Annotated in this window: 12 protein-coding genes; 2 read left to right on the top strand and 10 right to left on the bottom strand. The window is 44.5% G+C overall.

Annotated features, from left to right (window positions below; genetic code table 11):
* Positions 1-589: 589 nt before the first annotated feature.
* The 6 genes from HGO97_RS18280 to HGO97_RS18260 form a co-directional block, all read right to left on the bottom strand.
* Positions 590-2,293, bottom strand: coding sequence for an AAA family ATPase (locus tag HGO97_RS18280; RefSeq protein ID WP_216244370.1), 1,704 nt, complete (start codon positions 2,291-2,293; stop codon positions 590-592).
* Positions 2,294-2,454: 161 nt separating this feature from the next.
* Positions 2,455-3,228 (bottom strand): sugar phosphate isomerase/epimerase family protein, encoded by a 774-nt coding sequence (locus HGO97_RS18275; RefSeq protein WP_330654295.1) that lies wholly within the window; start codon positions 3,226-3,228, stop codon positions 2,455-2,457.
* A 133-nt stretch (positions 3,229-3,361) separates the two neighbouring features.
* A complete protein-coding gene (locus HGO97_RS18270) occupies positions 3,362-5,779 on the bottom strand; it encodes a glycoside hydrolase family 2 protein (protein WP_216244369.1) in 2,418 nt (805 codons plus the stop codon).
* Positions 5,779-5,904, bottom strand: coding sequence for a hypothetical protein (locus HGO97_RS24065; RefSeq protein ID WP_281419976.1), 126 nt, complete (start codon positions 5,902-5,904; stop codon positions 5,779-5,781). Before HGO97_RS24065 ends, HGO97_RS18270 begins: the two co-directional genes overlap by 1 nt.
* Positions 5,891-7,390 (bottom strand): MFS transporter, encoded by a 1,500-nt coding sequence (locus tag HGO97_RS18265; RefSeq protein WP_216244368.1) that lies wholly within the window; start codon positions 7,388-7,390, stop codon positions 5,891-5,893. Before HGO97_RS18265 ends, HGO97_RS24065 begins: the two co-directional genes overlap by 14 nt.
* A 92-nt stretch (positions 7,391-7,482) precedes the next feature.
* Positions 7,483-8,787, bottom strand: a complete 1,305-nt coding sequence (locus HGO97_RS18260) for a glycoside hydrolase family 1 protein (protein WP_216244367.1) — start codon at positions 8,785-8,787, stop codon at positions 7,483-7,485.
* A gap of 340 nt (positions 8,788-9,127) precedes the next feature.
* On the opposite strand from HGO97_RS18260, the gene HGO97_RS18255 reads away from it, so the two are divergent.
* Both HGO97_RS18255 and HGO97_RS18250 read left to right on the top strand, forming a co-directional pair.
* Entirely contained in the window at positions 9,128-9,370 is a 243-nt protein-coding gene (locus HGO97_RS18255) for a polya polymerase (RefSeq protein WP_216244366.1), read from the top strand.
* Positions 9,370-10,581 (top strand): helix-turn-helix domain-containing protein, encoded by a 1,212-nt coding sequence (locus HGO97_RS18250; RefSeq protein WP_216244365.1) that lies wholly within the window; start codon positions 9,370-9,372, stop codon positions 10,579-10,581. The genes HGO97_RS18255 and HGO97_RS18250 overlap by 1 nt, the downstream gene beginning before the upstream one ends.
* An 84-nt stretch (positions 10,582-10,665) precedes the next feature.
* Here the strand turns inward: HGO97_RS18250 and HGO97_RS18245 are convergent, their stop codons facing one another.
* From HGO97_RS18245 to HGO97_RS18230, 4 genes are all read right to left on the bottom strand, one after another.
* Complete coding sequence (locus tag HGO97_RS18245) at positions 10,666-11,718, bottom strand: alpha/beta hydrolase (RefSeq protein ID WP_216244364.1); 1,053 nt, start codon at positions 11,716-11,718, stop codon at positions 10,666-10,668.
* A 144-nt stretch (positions 11,719-11,862) separates the two neighbouring features.
* The gene (locus tag HGO97_RS18240) at positions 11,863-14,502 is read right to left on the bottom strand and encodes an alpha-L-rhamnosidase (RefSeq protein WP_216244363.1); all 2,640 of its coding nucleotides are present in this window, start codon (positions 14,500-14,502) and stop codon (positions 11,863-11,865) included.
* Positions 14,503-14,521: 19 nt separating this feature from the next.
* On the bottom strand, positions 14,522-15,871 hold the full coding sequence (locus HGO97_RS18235; protein ID WP_216244362.1) for an MFS transporter: 1,350 nt from the start codon (positions 15,869-15,871) through the stop codon (positions 14,522-14,524).
* A gap of 14 nt (positions 15,872-15,885) precedes the next feature.
* A complete protein-coding gene (locus HGO97_RS18230) occupies positions 15,886-18,696 on the bottom strand; it encodes an alpha-L-rhamnosidase (RefSeq protein ID WP_216244361.1) in 2,811 nt (936 codons plus the stop codon).
* Positions 18,697-18,908: the final 212 nt, after the last annotated feature.

Raw genomic sequence — 18,908 nt, 5'->3', positions numbered from 1 at the left:
ATTGGCTAAGGAAATTTATTACTAAGTTGGAGGACTTAGGCGGAGAATTATATTGAATTCCTATAGCGATTCATTGTTTTATTTGTTGACCACTGATACATTGAAAAAACTTGAATAATATCCTTAAATCAGCTATGATACAAATATAAAAAAGGAATCACCACCACGAGTGATTTGACCTGTGAAAGAAGTCGAAAACACCACCCTGACCTGCCAAAGTTCAGTTCAAGGGTGGTTTTTCTATACGTTACTAATGACTAATCAAGTAAATGAAAGTCAGTAGCGCTATTAAAAATAATCCGAACTGCATCAGGTCCGAAAAGCTGAATTTGTTCTTCATACGCACCACCTCTTTCCTATGTAGAATGGGTTCAAATCCACCCTGTAACACGATTGTCCCTTGAAATAAATATAGCATAATTCCCCTATCCTGTCAATTCTATTAACAACTTTATTGAACTTTTAAATTTAATATGCTATAATAAATTTGTCAGGATAACACCTGTGGATTGAAATAATAATGTTGTAAATAGAGAAGAGATTGCTATTTCATAAAAATCAGCAAGCTCTTCTTTATTTTGTGGCAACACTATCTGAAATTTAGACTACAAACTTCTGTCACTGCCACCCTACAGTTCTTTTTATAAAATGCAATTCCGTAGCATAATACCTTCTGATATCCGTCCTGTACCAGCTCCTGTTCGTAATGTTTCATCTCAATCTGGCTGATAGCCTCTAAGCTCTTTGCTTCCATCTCTCCAAAACTGGATGCTGATTTCAACTCCAGAATCACAGCAGGTCTCATTACATCCAGGCTCTTCAGACAGATATCATATCTGCCGTCTCCAGCCTCCCTGTTGGAATAGACATAATAGTCCTTCATCCCCTTCAAAAGCCCAAGTATAAATCCATGATAAAAACTCTCCCTAGTATCATAAAAACTAATACCCTCCCGGAGAATCTCTGTGACCGTCTTCTCTACGCCCGCTGCGTCACCTTTTATGATACTCTTATAAAATGGTGACAGATCCTTCTTCCTGATTGTTTGATCAAACCAGCCCAATATCGTATTCTTATAAATATACTTTACTTCTTCATTCGGAATTGCCATGGAAATATAACGGACATTTCCTTCCACCCGCTCCTGCGTTTTTTTCAGATATCCTGTAAAAAACAAAAAGTTCCACAGATTATCCTGCGTCTTATCTGCCCCGATATCCTCATACGTTATATCTTCATGTATTGGTTTCTCTATACTGTCTCCCTGAATCAGAGACTCCAGCTCCTGTCTTACCCGTATGTCCGCCCGTTCTACCAAGGTGCGCACAATACTGTTAGAGCTGGTATTTGACCAGAACGGCTGCGGAAATGTATTTACATCTACCCACGCCTGCTCAACATAATTAACGACACTCCATGGGTTGTAGACCTCTGTCTTTCCAAAAAGATAACCGTCGTACCACTTTTTAGCAATATCCATGCAGCATGTACGGTCATAGAACTTCAGCATGTCCATCACTTCTTTTTCCGTAAAACCAAAATGTTCCGCATAGACTGGATTCGTAATTGAGACAATCTTAAGGTTATTCAATCCGGTAAATATGCTCTCTTTGGAAATTCTGAGACACCCTGTAATCACTGCAAATTCCAGATTTTCATTGGTCTTTAATGCCGATTCGAACAAAGACCGGATTACCGGGACCATTCGGTCATAAAAACCGCCGAAATAAGAACTTTCCAATGGCACATCATATTCATCTATCAAAATTAAACATTTCTGATCGTAGCATTTGAACATGCACCCAGATAAAAATTCCAGTGCATCCAAATAATCTGCCTCTTCTCCCCGAACATCCCGGATATCCTGAAACCGCTTCTTTTCTGATTCTGTTAATTTATCTGATTGCAGGACAGCATCATGCCTTCTAAACTCCCCAGCGATGATTTTCTTCATTTGTATATAAGATAACTCATACGTAGCCTGTTTCATAGATTTGAGTGAAAGCGCAATCACAGGATATTGTGACATCTGCCTGGTATAGTTCTCACCTTCTCCCATAATCTTAAGCCCCTGAAAAATACGTTCTGCATCGCAATATCCTCTTTCAAAAAAGCATTGGAGCATATTCATATTAAGGGTCTTGCCAAATCTTCTCGGACGGGTAAACAGATTTACCTTTCCTTTCATGTCCAACAGTTCCTTAATAAACAGAGTCTTATCTACGTAATAATAACCTTTTTCTATCATTTCCTGAAAGTTATCTATACCGATGGGCAACGGTTTAAATGCCATGTTATCACTTCCTTTCAATCAGTTATTTGTATGAAAAGTATATCACACTTTTCCTGCTAAATGTAGACCGTATTACCATTAGTATCCCAAAATACCCACAGGACATGTGTTAAGGGATGTCCTGTGGGTATTTATTATTATCGTCTTTATTTTCTCATCTTTTATACATACTTATTCATAAATTCCGCGCTCACCTGGAAGGACTTCACCGGTGACTTCTCAATCCAGTTCTTATGGCTTTCCAGTATGACCGCTTCTACCCCATACTTCTTCGCCGTCTCCACCATAGCCTTCAGATTCATATTTCCATATCCCAGCTCCATGCTGTCTGATTTCAGGATTGATCCCGTCTTTCCTTTGATTCTTGTTCCGCGGTCATTGATATGGTACAGCTTCATCCTCTCCCCCAGACGCTCCATCATCTCCAGTGCATCTACCCCGGCTTCTGTCGGCCAGTAGGAGTCGAATTCAAAGTTTACATATTCCGGGTCTGTCTTTTCCAGGATCAGGTCATACGCCGTCTTCCCGGGCTCCACCTTGCGAAATTCGCAATTATGATTATGGTACAGCAGAGAAACACCTCCTTCTTTCAGGAGCTTTCCAGCTTTATTCAGCTTTTCCGTCAATTCCAGAACCGCATTTTTATCTGAATAGTCAAACTGATGCATCCCTGTGATCACAATATATTTCGTATGAAATGTTTTGGTTTCCTCTATGATCTCCTCAGGTGCCCGCAGGATACTGCCCAGGTCTTCATGGATACTGACTACCTCAAGACCGGACTGCGCAATCAGTTTTTTCCAGTCCAGATTGCCGCTCTTGCCCATGGGCATCCCTGCCATCCTGGTCAGGACCCGGACAATCATCGGCATCTTCTTGATCATAAATCCGTTCAGCTCGATTCCATTGTAACCTGCTGCTTTCATCAACTGCATTGTCTCTGCTGCCTTTTCTCCGTCCCCATCACGGTGCGGAGCTGAAACTGCTGTACTGCTCTGACTGGCATATTATTCACTCCTATCTGCTTTGCTGCGCCTTACCTGCTCTGGCTTATCCAACTTGTTGTTACTATTCTGGCTTCTTAATCTGCTGCAGTGCACTGTTCAGGCCGCGGATCTGTTCCGGTGTCACCGCATCCTGCGCCTGCTTTAACATACTTTCCAGAGTCATACTTCCCATCATTTTGAGCAGATTCGGATTGTCTTTCACACTCTCCGCCACGTCTCCACGGCTGGCTGCCGCACCGGCCATCATCTGACCGACAATCGCACCTGTCTGCGGATTGCTCTGTAAGGCTGCCAGTGTATCCTTGATGGAAAAATACCCCTCCTTAAAATCTTCCTTATCAAACCAGTTCACAATTCCACCGTCCTGAATAAAACAGTACTCCGGATTCGGTTTATCAACCTTTCTGATGCGGATGTCATCCATCATCACTTTATCTGCCATCTTCATACCCGTTGTCTCTATGCTGGCCGTCTCTTTACTAGTCGTCTTCATCCCCGTCGTCTCTATACTAGTTGTCTCTATACTAGCCGTCTCCATACCACCTTCTGTCTGCCCGGCTTTTGCTTCCACGCAGTGCTCCCCGGAAATGGGCACCTGGAATCTAAAGATATAGTTTCCATTCTGTGTTTCAACCAGTTTTCCATCTACATATAAAGTCACTTGCGGCTGATTGGAATATACTTTGATCTCTGTTGTCTCTTCTGCCCTGTCTGCATACCGTCTGCCACAGATGTGTACGAACGGATCGCTGCTCCAGTGTGCTTTATACAGATAAAAGGCATCCTTTTTCAGCTGGCGGTCCATCGTGACAAGACCTTTCTGGTTCACGCCATTCTTTCCACCCTCGTCACGTCCATCTGCCGCGAAATCAAAGAGATTCCACACATGGGTTGCCCACAGATACGGCCTCTTTTCGATCATATCCAGGATATGCTCATGGTAAACGCACTGATAGCTCTCCGTGTAATCCCCTCTTTCCGGCTGCGCAGACTGGAACGCCGGATTCGCATCAGCACCATACTCGGAAAATCCGATGCAGCGGTCCGGGTAGGTCTGATGATAGGCATCAAAAAAGCTGTCGTTCTGTGACAATTCTCCCAGATACCAGCCAAAATACAGGTTGTAGCTTCCGATATCCGGTATTGCCAGCAGCGGGCTGTCCGTTTCCAGCATAAATACATGAGCCATGGTCGTCGGTCTGGTGAAATCTAAAGAGTGGCACAGATCATTCAGTTTTCTGTGATTTTCCATCAAAGATTCCGTCACTCCGCCGCTGGCTGTGATTTCATTTGACAATCCCCAGCAGACAATAGAGGGGTGATTATAATTCTGAATGATCAGCTCCTTCATCTGGCTCAGGGTGTTTTCTACCCCATTTTCCATATGCAACGTAATATATGGGATCTCAGCCCACACAATCATTCCTGCTTCATCACACAGGTCATAGAAATACTGGCTGTGCTGGTAATGGGCAAGGCGAAGCGTATTCGCTCCGATTTCCTTAATAATCTCCATATCCTCCCGGTGCATCTCTGGTGTCAGGGCGTTGCCTGCGCCTGCACGGTCCTGATGGCGGGATACTCCGCGCAGGGGATAACTGCGCCCGTTCAGGAAAAATCCCTCCTGCGGGTCGAACCGTATCACACGACATCCGAACCTTGTAGAAATTTCATCCCCGCTGTCCAGTTTTGCCTGCGCAGTGTAGAGATACGGGTCGTTCGTACCATCCCAGAGATGTACATTTTCTATGATAAATACGGCTTTGGCATATCCGTCTGTAACTACTGCACTCTTAGACTGTCCATCAATCGTGAACTCTACGGACTCTGCCGGACCTTCTGTCCATGCTTCCACCGTGATCCTGGCACTGCCGGGTTTCAGCTCCCGATCCGATTCCTCGCAGCCGCCAAACTGTAGTTTATTTCCATCTTTTCCATCACACCCGCAGCTCTCACCGCCGCCCAGTTTTACCGCCGTTGTCACTTTCATACCCGGACCGCCCGCGTACCCAAGCGCAAAGTGTGCTTTCGGTACGATCAGAAGATTTACCTCTCTGTACAGTCCGCCGTAAAAGGTAAAATCTGCTTTCTGCGGATATACGCTGTCATTATCGGAATTGTCCACAGATACTGCCAGTACATTTTCTTCCTGAAGATGTTCTGTGATATTGACACGGAATGTAGAATATCCGCCCTCATGCCTGGCAAGCAGTTCCCCATTCAACCAGACCTGTGCCGTCATTGCCGCTCCATTGAATTCCAGCCATACTTCCTGATCGTCCTTTCGTGCCGGCACTTCCAGTTTCCGGGTATACCAGCAGGTGCCGCGGTAATAATCGTTTCCGCCGTCCTGACCGTCCACCGCATTCCATGTATGGGGGAGTGAGATATCCTCCCCGCATGAATTTACCGCTGCCTCCACATCAGAAGCAGTTTTAACAAACTTCCATCCTGTATCCAGTAAAATTGTTTTCCTCATTATTTTCCTTTCCAGATATTCTCCTGCAGCAGATTCTGAGGCAGAACACGTTCATGCTGTCTGCTTTTTCTGCTGCAAAATATATCTTCTACCTCCTGCCGCAGCCAGAGGCTATGCTTTTTCATATTTTTCTATAAACTCTTCCTGTGCAGCCTGTTTCTTCGCCTGGATATTTTTCTGCACCTCCACCATCTTTTCCTTTGAAAGCGGGCTGAACTTCATTGCCACAAGTGTACAGATCCATCCGATGATCGGCAGTCCATAATATAAGAACATGGTCATCACAAGAATCGGTATGGTCGCCTCATCTGTCGGCTGAGGCATCACGGTCCTGAAACCGATCAGGGCCACACATCCTGCTGCGATCGTTGAGCCGAGTGAGGAAATACATTTATCGATGAAACTGTAGGTCGCAGTCACTGCTGCCGGAAGGAATTTTCCGGAGCGGTCCAGTTCAAAATCAATGATATCCGCACACATCGCTCCTGTCGCTGTAGTTATACACATTTTAGACCCATTCAGTGCAAAAGTTAAGAGGAAAAACAGAATTGTCGGCACAGCGGCTACTGTTACTTTCTTTAAATCCGCAAAACTACAGAACAAGACACTGATCACTGCTACAACCAGAGCTACCCGCGTCCATGTGACCATGGACTCCTTGTTCCCATGTTTTCCTGCATATTTGGCCCCGAGGATTGCAAATATAATAGACGGCAGCATTGCAATGACACTGATCAATGTCCCCAGCTGCATATTTCCGATCAGGATACCGAACAGCATCGTGCTGACAACCGCCTGGCTTCCGGTCTGCTGGGCCAGTTTATCGGATGCTGCAGACACAATATACATCTGCATCGCACGGTTTCCCTTTAAAAGTCTTGCCATATCACGCAGGGTTACACGTTCTTCTTTTCCTTTCACGGAAATTCCCTGGAAATTTTCCGGCTTATCTGCGCTGGACACTCCAATACAGCACAAAAGGACAAGCACGAAGGACACTGCCACGCAGAAAATACTGTTCACCCGCAGCATCGGCACGCTGTACTGGTTGCCGAATTTCGGAAGAATCACCATGGTGACGACCAGAGACATCATCATCGGCACCAGATAATTGTACACCGTTCCCCATACCCCGAACATCGGACGCTGCTTCGGATCATTGACCATAACAGGCGGGATGATATTTCCGGTTACGCTGTTGATCGTATAGCCGATGACATAGACCATATAGGTCAGGACAAAAAACACGATTCCATGATTCTTCCCGCTGCCCCAGCTGAACATCATCAGGACCGCCAGACTTTCGATCAGCCACCCGATAAGCAGGAAAATTCTCAGTTTTCCAAACTTTGTATTCACCTTATCAATCACCAGCGCAATAATTGGGTCAGTGATTCCGTCAAATACCCGGGTTGCCGTTAAAATAACGCCTGCCACGGCAACTGCGATTCCATATCCTGCATTGGCAACATAGCTCGCCATTCCCATTAAAACATAAAAACACATACTGGCCCCGGCGTTCAGCTGCGCAAGTGCGATCCGCCAGGTCTTCACGTGACGGTACTGTACACCATCAATTTCACTCTGTGTCAATTTCTTTTTCTTTCCCATGACTCTTCCTCCACTCCTATGAGTTCCCTTTATCTTTACTCTCTGCTCTTATTTCCTGACCGTGATATAAACCAGGTAATTACAGATATTACTTATCTCTCAATCAAGCACCCCAGTACCGACAGGCTTTCCTTCGCTGTACGTGTCTGCGTGCTTCTGTCTACCGCGATCAGCCCGAATGTCATACCATATCCCTTCTGCCATTCGAAATTATCCAGAAGTAACCAGTACATATACCCTTTCACCGGAATTCCGTCTTCGATGCATGCCTGGATTCCCTCTGCGGCCTCTTTCACAAATTCACAGCGTCTGGCATCATCCTCTGTGGCGATCCCATTTTCCGTTACAATCAGATCTCCTTTGAAATCCTCTGCCACTTTTCTGACCACATTCGCGATTGCAGAAGGATAATCTTCATATCCCATCTGCGTCCGCCTCACGTCAGCTGCAGGCTGTGTCACTCCATCCTTGTCAAAATGTTTTCTCGTGTAGCACTGTACACCGAGGAAATCATCATTTTTAATAAAAGGAAGATAATGAAGAAACTCATCATCCCATTCCTTCCCGGCAAATGTCTCTCCCCCCGGATACGGCTGCATGTCATGAAGAGATAAGGTCAGGCCGATTTTCAGATGAGGACAGGCCTCTTTCATGGCATCTCTGGCCGCCTCATGGGCGCGCATGACCAGAAGGTCACCCTCTGGGGTGCACTGCGAAACAAAGGTATGTACTTTCCGCGGGTCCTGGATTCCAAATGCCTGTGCTGTTTCCATCATACTGAGCATCATATTTTCCTGATTCATATTGATTCCGACCTGCACGTCACTCTCTGATTTTTTGCCGCCTGTACCCTCCTGATCACTGTGTGCCTGCATCCGCTTCATCATATCCTGCATCAGAGCCGCCAGCTGCAGTCTCATATTTGCCTCATTGATCGTACAGACATATTCCATCTGATCCCCCAGCTCACTAACCAGCCGCTTACAATATGCTGCGAACTTCTTCACCGTCTCCGGATTCTCCCAGCCTCCCTGGGAAATCAGCCATTTAGGGGAAGAAAAATGATGCATGGTAACGATCGGCTTCACTCCATTCTCATGACAGCACTTTAAAACCGCTCTATAATGCTCTACTTCCTTCTCATCCCACGCATCCGGCTTTGGCTGAATTCGCGCCCACTCGATGGAAAAACGGTATGCATTCAGCCCTGCCTCTGCCAGAAGGCGGATATCTTCCGTATATCGGTTGTAATGATCCACCGCATCCAGTGATGGCTCATTGAACATAGAGTGCGGAAGCTGCTCCTGTGCCCAGTAATCACTGTGGATATTGTTGCCTTCCACCTGATGCGCCGCTGTGGCCGCACCAAGCATAAAATTCTTTGCAAACTTTTTCATTTCTCGTATCCTCACTTATTCTTTATAAAATGGTCGATACCTGTAAGAGATATCCTGTAATTCAGCCTGTTGGATTCAGAACGTGACTCCCATTTCACCAGAAATACAACAAAGTCTCTCTGAATTCCTGCTGATTTTGATTATACTGGTTTTATTTTTGCATTGTGTTCGTAAATTTGCTATTTTATTTTAAAATTAGTTTTCTATTTCTCTGCAGACTATTTTTCAAATAAAATCGCTAATTTCTGGACACTTCTTTCCTCTTGTATAATATAATATAGGAATGTAACACGATTCTTATAAGGACATGGATACAAACCCCGAGAGGAGGGAATGAAAAGTGAAACACTTAAGAACAGATATTGAAATCACGAAATTTCTGATGCAGATAAAGAAATGTCACGGAGAAGTTTACTACGAAACGATTGAAGGGGATGTCTTAAATCTTTCCTCCGCACTGAGCCAGTATGTTTTCTGCTCAATTGCCAGACAGCCGCATTATTGGAATACGGGAGTCGTACGCTGCGAACTTGATGAGGATTACGCACTCCTTACAGAATATCTTTACGAAGGTGATGAATAATGGATATCCAGACGAATCTTAAATTATTCCAGGAACTGATCAGCTGCAGCCATAAGCTGTATCTCTGGAGCTATACGCCGGACCTTACGCTCCTTCACACCAACTGCCCGGAAGAAATGATTGACGGAAACAGCTTTTTCATGATCAACCAGTCGGAACAACTTCTTAAGTATGCCCAGAACGGACACCACCCGTTTGTCATGGATAGTTTCCTCAATATACTATGGATTGCCGATTTTGAATGGGAGGAGGACAGACTGCAGAAGATCCATATCATCGGGCCGACCTTTTCAGGACGTAATTCCTACCAAAAGTTAAAGGAAAAGCTGGATCAGCATAACCTGTCCGTACAGGCAAAACTCGCTGTCCTGAAACAGCTTGACGAAATCCCCATCCTGCCGACCAATCTGCTTTTCCAGTACGCAATCATGCTGCATTACTGCATTACCGGGGAAAAGATTTCCTCCCAGGACCTGCAATATCCGGCAATGCTTCAGGAGGAAGACAGCCCTGAGGATATCCGCAATATTTCTGACGAACACCGGGGAATCTGGGCCTCAGAGCAGATGCTCGTCCAGATGTTCCGCGAAGGAAATCCCAATTATAAAGATGCCCTGGAAAAATCGAGTTCTTTAAGCAGCGGAGTCAAATTTGACGCAGGAGATTCCCTGCGCCATTCCAAGAATAATCTGATTGTACTTTTGACCCTGTGCTCCCGGGCCGCTATTGAAGGAGGTCTCTCCCCTTCCATCTCCTATACACTGTGCGATTACTATACACAGAGATGCGAAGATGCGGGAACAATCTCCGAGACCACGAACCTGTGCCGCACCATGCTTGAGGATTACATGCAGCGCGTCCGCCAGGCCAGAGTGAACTCTGCGATTTCAAAGACTGTCCAGAACTGCTGTGATTATATTTCTGTACATGTAAACGAAAAACTTTCGATTGAGTTTCTTTCACAGCGTGCGGGGTATACGGAATACTATTTCTCACGAAAATTCAAACAGGAAACCGGGTATAGCATCAGTGAGTATATCAAGCGTGAAAAAATACGGAAAGCACAGACGCTTTTAAGCAGTACCAATATGAGCATTCTGGAGATCAGCAATGAACTTTCTTTCAGTTCAAGGAGTTACTTTTCAGATACCTTTCAGAAGATTACCGGACAATCGCCGGGGGGATATCGGAAAAAGAATATGAAGATATAATAATAGTTCCGATAACGGTACCATTAAACCAAACAAAAACTGACCAGCCATAATTCCCGGTCAGTTTTTTTCAATACTGTCTTTTTATTTCTTTTGATGAGTTTCCCAAAACTCTATCGCTTCTTTCATCCATCCCTCTCCGTCTGTGTGCAGTCCAAGCCCGGAACCATGAGGAAAATTTGAGAGCAGTTTTGCATCAAAATTTTCTTCTCCGAGTACGGCTTTTATCTCCTGAAATTTTCCTGCTGCTCCATCAAATCCAAAAGCATCCCCTTCTCCGACTCTTGTAAATACCACTACGCCCGCATCCTCCGGTCGGACCTCGATATTCCAGTCCAATCCGTAAATGGGGGCGATCATACATGGTCTTGGGAACCCACGCTTGCTGCTGCAGTCCCCATAATTGCTGAACGTAAGTGCAGTCGCTATCAAACCGCCTGCCGAACTTCCAAAAACTGCATAACCTTTCATAGAAATACCCAGTTCTTTTTCATGCTCCAAGAGCCATTCTAAAAATACCACTGTATCCCTAACCGCTTCTTCCCCCTTTTTCTGAGAATCTTTCACATGGAGCTGTTCTCCTACTCTGTGATTGTAAATAAAGACAGAATAGCCTGCCTTATGGAGTTCCATAGCATAGGGAAAACCCTCATATTCATTTACGTTTGAATCGAATCCGCCTCCCGGTATCACAATAGCAGCAGGTTTAACAGAACTGCCTTTATAGAATATAGCCCTCGGTCTTGCCTTGTCCGGATCCCTTGAAACTTCCTCTGCAGAATAAAATCCAGATAGTATCCTGATATTTCCTTTCTCATCCTGTTCAAGCAGGTAATTAAAAGCATCTGCCACTTCGTCAACCCGGGTACTTTTGCCTGTCTTAAAGAGGTCTCCGTAAAAAGTGCAGAATTCTCTGTAGGTCATTCTCGATATCAGCTTGAGTGTTTTTTCATCCATATTGAAGAATAACGACAGATTATTCCGGAATACCGGATGTCTCAAATAAAATGACATTTTTTCATCACCGGTAGCTCTCTTATATCTTCCACCCTGATCATAAAACTGATCTTTTTTTACTTTTGGAATATGCCCAAGCCCGATCAGAGCCGGCCAGAAGATTCCTTTATACTTCCCCATATCATACCTCCTGAAAATGTAAACATATGTTATTCTAAAGTAAAACTTTGCAGGTCCATTACACCTGAAGTTATCTCCGCCTGCTTTTGATCTGTTGTTTTCATTTTTTCTCTTTCTTCCTGTTTTTTAGCCGCTTCCCGGCATTTATACCCGACATTCAAAGTTATATACCCCGCTTCCTACCTCATGCGAGCTACCATCCGGCAGCCGGACGACTGCAGTTGTGTTACAGGGAATCTCTGCTTTTATCTTAAAGTTTCCGTCCGTCATACTCCACTGCGCCCCGATTGTTCCGTACTCGCTCATATAGGTACGCTTCACACTGGTAAACGCATTGTCCGGTTCCGGTGCAATCACGATTTTCTTAAATCCGGGAGCCGCCATATCAATGCCGCCTATCTTACGGAACATCCAGTCATCCACACAGCCAAAGGCATAATGGTTCAGGCTCGTTATGATAGGTGAACCATCCTCATTGTAAGAAATGTAGTTTTCCCAGATAGTTGTCGCTCCCTGTTTCACTTCATAGAGCCAGGAAGGACATTTTGTCTGGAGCAAAATCTTATACGCTTTGTCGATCCTGCCAATCTTACAAAGCGCATCCAGAAGATACGGAGTCGTCAGGAACCCGGTATCAAGGCAGTCCCCGTTCTCCTCTATCTTGCGGATCAAATGTCCGGCTATGCTTTCTTTTTTCTTTTCAGGTGCCAGATCAAATGCAAGCGCCAGTACGTAACTTCCCATCATATCCAAGGGCATCCTGCCATCCTCGTCAATCAGCCCTTTTTGAATGGCAGATTTCATTCTGGAGGCAATATCACCATAATACAGTTCCTCTGCAGTATGTCCCAGAAGCGCCGCCGTCTCCTCCATAATCCGGCAGGAATTCCATCCGAAAATCGGAGCACAGTAAACAGAAGTATTGATACGTTTTACAGAACTGCGGTCCATTCCATTTACCATCTGGCTTGGTATCAGCCATTCTCCATACTGATGCCCTGTATTCCACAGATACCGGTCAATCTCTTTCGGATGTTTCATTTTACCCCTGCGTTTCTCTGCAGTAGTAATAATATAATCACACCATCTTTTCATTGTGTCATACTGTTCTTTCAATATCCTGATATTTCCTGTCAGCTGATACATGCTCCATGGAATAATACAGGCCGCATCTCCCCATCCCGCTTCTCCGACCGGTTCATAATTATGATATATAAATCTATTCAACTTCTCCAAGAGTTCATATATGCCGGTAAGTGGTATCACATTTGGTATTGCTCCGTTTTTTTGTTGACTACAGGTCATGTTTCGCAGCCATCTTGTCAGAAACGGTGTTACGTTTTCGTTGAGCATGGCCGTTCTTGCATAAATCTGAATATCCCCGGTCCATCCGCCTTTTTCTCTTTGAGGACAGTCTGTCGGGATAGAGAGCATGTTAGAACGCTGAGACCATCTGGTATTTTCATAGAGTCGGTTTATATCTCCATGAGATGTTTCAAAAAAACCCAAATCCTCATTATCTGAGGACAGAACGATTGCCGTAAAATCCCCCGGCTGCACTGGAACATCACAGGTCACCCTCACATAGCGGAATCCATGATATGTAAAGTGCGGTATATACTCCGCAGTCTTCCCATTTGAAATATAAATATCACTTTGTTTATGTCCTGTTTTTTCAGCATGAAAAATATTATTAAAATAATTTCCATATTGATCCAGCGTCTCAAAATGATCCAGTACAATCTTTGCTCCGGCTGGCAGCTCTGTTTTCACACGCAGCACACCGGCTAAATTCTGCCCAAAATCAATGATCGTCTCACCTTTTGGACTGACTGTCATCCCCACTGCCGGAACTTCTTTTACAGGCCGTACCGGTTCCCCGTACTGAGCTACCAGATTTGCATAAGTTTTCCCGGACGGGATAGCGGCTTTCCACCTGCTGTCATCAAATCCAGGACAATTCCATCCCTCCTGCTCCATCTGTGCATCGTAAAGTTCGCCTGCAAATAAGTCAGAAGACCGTACCGGGCTTTCCGAAACTTTTACCTTCCCATCAGACCGTACCATTTCACTCGTTCCGTCTTCATAGTCAATCTTTATCTGGAATAAGACTGCATGCTCTGCTTTGAACTTCTTGTCGCGCGGCTTAAAGTTTTCACTGTTATACCAACCATCTCCCACCAGCATTCCTATGGCATTGTCTCCCTCCTGCAAAAGCGGGGTCACATCATATGTCTGATAACACAGATACTTGGAATAGACAGTAAATTCCGGTGCAAACTCTCTATCATCCGGACGTATTCCATTCATGCTAAGCTGATAAGCTCCATGGCATGTTGCATAGACACGTGCCCGTTTGACACCAGGCTGTACTCTAAATTCTTTACGGAAATACTCTGCCGGATTCTGTCCTCCGGTTCCGGGCTTCACCTTTTTCATTGGAATCGGAGACTTTACCCACTCTGCCGTCCACTCTTTATTTACGAAACCTGTCTCAAAGGATGAGGATGCAGCCGCCCTTTCCCCGGTGTTGTCTGTCACCTCCACAGTCCAGATATAATCACAGAGACTTTTCAACGGCTTACCACTATACTCTACAAAAATGCTTTTATCGCTTTCTACCACTCCTGAATCCCACATCACTTCTTCCGGACCTGTCACCGTAATATGATAAGATGTCTGCATCACATTTCTTTTATTACTGGTGATTACCCATGAAAAATACGGTGTTTCGTCCACACATGGTCTGTTTTGGCTGTTTACTTTAAGTCTTGTAAGCTCCATAGCAACCTCCCTGACTGTATTAGTTATTACTATTTTTTTCAGCAACTTTTGCATCCATCTCTGCCACCGCTTTTTGATCCAGCGTATACTGTGTACCAAAGATAATGATGCCTAATACACCTAATATCGTTGGCAGAACAAGTACGCAAAGAATAATGCCTGAATTGATACTCTCTGGCTGAACAGCCGCCCCGGTAACAAAACCACATGCTGCGATTACATAACCCGGAATGGCTCCTCCAAGCCCTTGTGCAACCTTACTGACAAAAGATGTAAGCGAAGCAATGGCTGCTTCTACACGTCTTCCTGTTTTGTACTGCACATAAGTGGTATTGTCTGCCTGTATACTGGTGCTGACAGGTACCATCCAGCCTCCGGCCACGCCTCCGATAAAGGCGCTGATATATATCAAAACCATAGAAGTCACATCTATCAAACGAAGGAGATTAAGTGCTGTTGATATAATGATCGCTGACAGATAAACCTTTTTTTTACCAAAACGGTTGGCAAGATACGGTCCTATTACAATTCCAAATGGCGCTGTGATCAAACTTATGATGGAAACTCCTGACATAAGTTTCATATCTCCTAAAACATATGTATAAAAATATGCACCGGCTCCACCAGCCACTGAACTTCCTGCACCCACGACCAAAGTAGATACAAACGCTGCCCATACAGGCTTATATCTCAGAAAACGAAGCATCTCTTTCAAGGAATACTTTTCCTCGTCATTCCCCTCAAATCCCACGCGTTCCCTGACACATAATGCTCCCAAAACAGAAAGGCCAAGCGTCATTGCCATAGAACCGAAGATCAATACATAATAACTTTCCAATTTCCCATCTGCTACAATGACAGGTCCTAATACACCAATCACCGCTCCTCCGGCCAATGTTCCCAATGCGTTGAAAAGAGACAGGCTGTTTCGCTCTTTATCATTTGTACTCATAACAGGTATCAGACTGTTCTTGGATATATCCATGATATCAAATGTCCATCCCAGCAGCAAATAGGTAATATAAACGATTGCGTACTTTCCTACAGGGCTCCAGACAGCGCCAAACCACAGCAGAATGTAATTTATGGAACAGATAACAGTCCCCAGAATGATCATCGGACGAAACTTTCCCATCTTCATTACAGGAAATCTGTCTAGGATAAATCCCATGACCGGATCACTGATACCGTCCATTACTTTAGATACTAAAAACAATGTTGCCAGCGCCTTGGGATCCAGTCCCACCACAGTCGTATAATAGATCATAAAATACGCGGACAACAGTGACATAAACGGGATATTTCCTGCACATACCATAAACAGTCCCATTTTTTCGGATAATTTTACTTTTTGATTTTTATTCTTCATCCCTCTACTCCTTATCAAAACTGCGCTAATGCCATATTCAGCATCTGCGCTTCATCATTCTTAATCTCTCCTGCAAATGTTTTTGCAACATTTCTGAGAGAGAGGCCATATGCCGCATCTGGAATCATATCCACCTCCATCATTTTGGAAAGAAAAGTGCGGATATGTGGATTATTCAACAGTTCTTCCATAGTCGAGTCTATGCTGTATCTCTTTTTTAAAGGCTCTGATGCTTCATAGGCAACTTCATATTCCCCGGAGTTCACATAGCAGATTCCATTTTCTACAGTTTCAAATAATGGATTTCCCGTATCTTCATATATTGATTCCGACGCATAGGGTAGAATGACTTCTGCCTTACCTCCGAATGGAACCGTAATAGATATTGTGATTTTATTATCCTCTGATATCACCCAGCTGCACTGATAGCATCCGCTTGCTGAATCATACACAGCTTTTACATATTTCAGTTCATTATTTACTTTCGGAGAGATTCGCATCACTCTGCCTCCCGGACTCTGCTCCATCAGATCAATCCCGGCTGCATGGCGGAAAATCCATTCCAGTATGGCTCCGTATGAATAATGATTCAGACTGTTCATCCCTGTACTGGAGACATGTCCATTCTCATCCAGTGAATTCCAGCGTTCCCACACCGTTGTTGCTCCCAGCCTCACTTCATGGAGCCAGCCCGGATATTCTTCGTTGAGAAGGAGCCTGTATGCTGCATCCGTCATTCCATGATCAGTCAGAACATTACACAAAAGCGGTGTTCCTACAAACCCGGTATTTAATTTGTTTTTATTGTCCCGGAGAAGCTTTTTCAACATCTGCTTTGTCAGTTTTTCATCTTTAGACAGGTGATACTTCAAGGCAAGGACAAGTCCCGTCTGTGTCTTCACCGCACATCTGCCTGTTGCAGTGAAATATTCATCTTTCACCACCTGCCATTGATGGTCTGCAATTTTCTGATATTCCAGTCTTGTTTTCTCCAACCCCAGCACTCCTGCAGCTTTTGCAACAATCTGCGCACTCGCTGCATAGTAGATATCTGCAATATATGCTTCATCTGTCGCTCCGTACACACAGTCCGCAGCAGTACCTGCACGGTCAAGTGCCAGCCAGTCTCCATAATGGAATACCTGCCTCCATCCATGGCAGTCTCCGTCAATCCTCCGGATATAGTCAACCCAGGCCTTCATGCTTTCAATCTGGTTTTCCAGGATCGTCTTGTCTCCGCTGAACAGATACACATTCCATGGAATAATACAGGCAGCATCTCCCCACACACAGGAACATTTTGCAGGTCCAAATGTAGGTACGGTTTCCGGAACCATTCCGTCTGCCAGAAGTTGCTCCTGATACAGATCATATAAATACTTCTGATAAAACGCATATGTATCTGCCAGATAACTTGCAGTGGCAGAAAATACCTGGGTATCTCCCGTCCAGCCCATCCGTTCATCCCTTTGCGGACAGTCTGTAGGGACATCCAGAAAGTTTCCCTTCATTCCCCATTCAATATTAGAGATTAGTTTATTCACAAGTTTGCTGCCTGTTTCGACTGTTCCGATACTCTCATAATCACTGTGCAGTACAACTGCCGTAAAGTCCTCGCATGACAGATCCGTAACTCCACTGACCTTGACATAGCGGTATCCATAATAAGTAAAATGCGGAACGATCACCTTTTCCGTACCATCGGAAACATAGACATACTCAGAAAGAGCAGTCCTTAAGTTCTCATTATAGAAGTTCCCATCCTGAAGAATCTCTCCTGTCTGTATCCGGATCGTTGTTCCCGCTGGTTCATTTACACGCAGACGAAAAATTCCCGTTATCTCCTGCCCCATATCCAATACCTTTTCTCCTGCCGGAGTATGGATCAGTTCCACCGGTTTCATCTGCTCATGTGCCGTAACCGGAAGGGACAGCCGTTCCATAATCCTCCCTTTCGGCGCCTCTGCAATCAATGCCGCAGACTCCGGCACAGGCGGTAATGTATCATCTCTTTTCTCGCCGTCATAGATATTGGAAAAAAAGATATTACTTCTTGTCACTGTCCAGGTCTCGTCGGAACCAATCACTTCTTTCGTTCCGTCTTTATAATCTATGTGTACCTCTGCGATCAGCTTCCACGTATCTCCGTAGTACGCTTTCTGATCTGGGTTACTGAATCCGAACCGCCCCTTATACCATCCGTTGCCAAGAAGAACGGACAACACTCCGCCTTTTCCAATCTGTTCCGTAATATCATACATCTGATACTGAATCCACTGGTCATAATTATTGCAGTATGGAGCCAGATACTCATTGCCGATCTTTACGGGGGTTTCCTCCTGCTTTAAGGTAAAATATACTTCATGCAGACCCAGCCCGCAGATATACAGTCTTGCCTTTTCCACCTTTTTTTCTACGCAGATCTCCTTAGAAAAGATTGGATGACGTTCTTCTTTACTGTCACAGGTAATCCATTTTCCTACCCATGATTCCCCCATTTTTGCGGTTTCAAAATACTGTGTCTCTGATGTGATTACCTCATCTGCATCTGTTGTTACAATAACTTTCCAGTAGTATCTTGTATACGGTTCTACTTCAAATTCTACTCTCGCGGCAAGGCTGTCCAGCTTTGCTTCTCCCGTATCATGACAAATCTCTGTAAAGGTTTTATTCTTACTGATCACAATCCTTGCATGCTTCTGCTCCTGCCCCCTGCACCCTTTCACTTTCCAGGAAAACACCAGCGATTTCAGATAAAACCCTACAGGATTTGTGATATGATTTATTTTTGCTGCATAAATCTTGCCCTTGATGTCTCTGCCCATTATGAAATCCTCCTTGTAGTCTTCAATCATTTTTCTTAGCTAATATTCTACTTTACCGGGTTTGAGATTGCATCAACGAAACATAAGTGATTTACCGACGAAACTTAAGGTGGATTTTAAGATTAACCTATACATATTTACAACAAATATGATATATTTTAGGCATAGAATAAATGAACCAGCAGCGCTTTCAGCCACAGTTCATTCATAAA

Source organism: Faecalicatena faecalis (assembly GCF_012524165.2).
Classification (GTDB): Bacteria; Bacillota; Clostridia; order Lachnospirales; family Lachnospiraceae; genus Faecalicatena_A; species Faecalicatena_A faecalis.
This window is presented reverse-complemented; position numbering and strand designations above follow the sequence as displayed.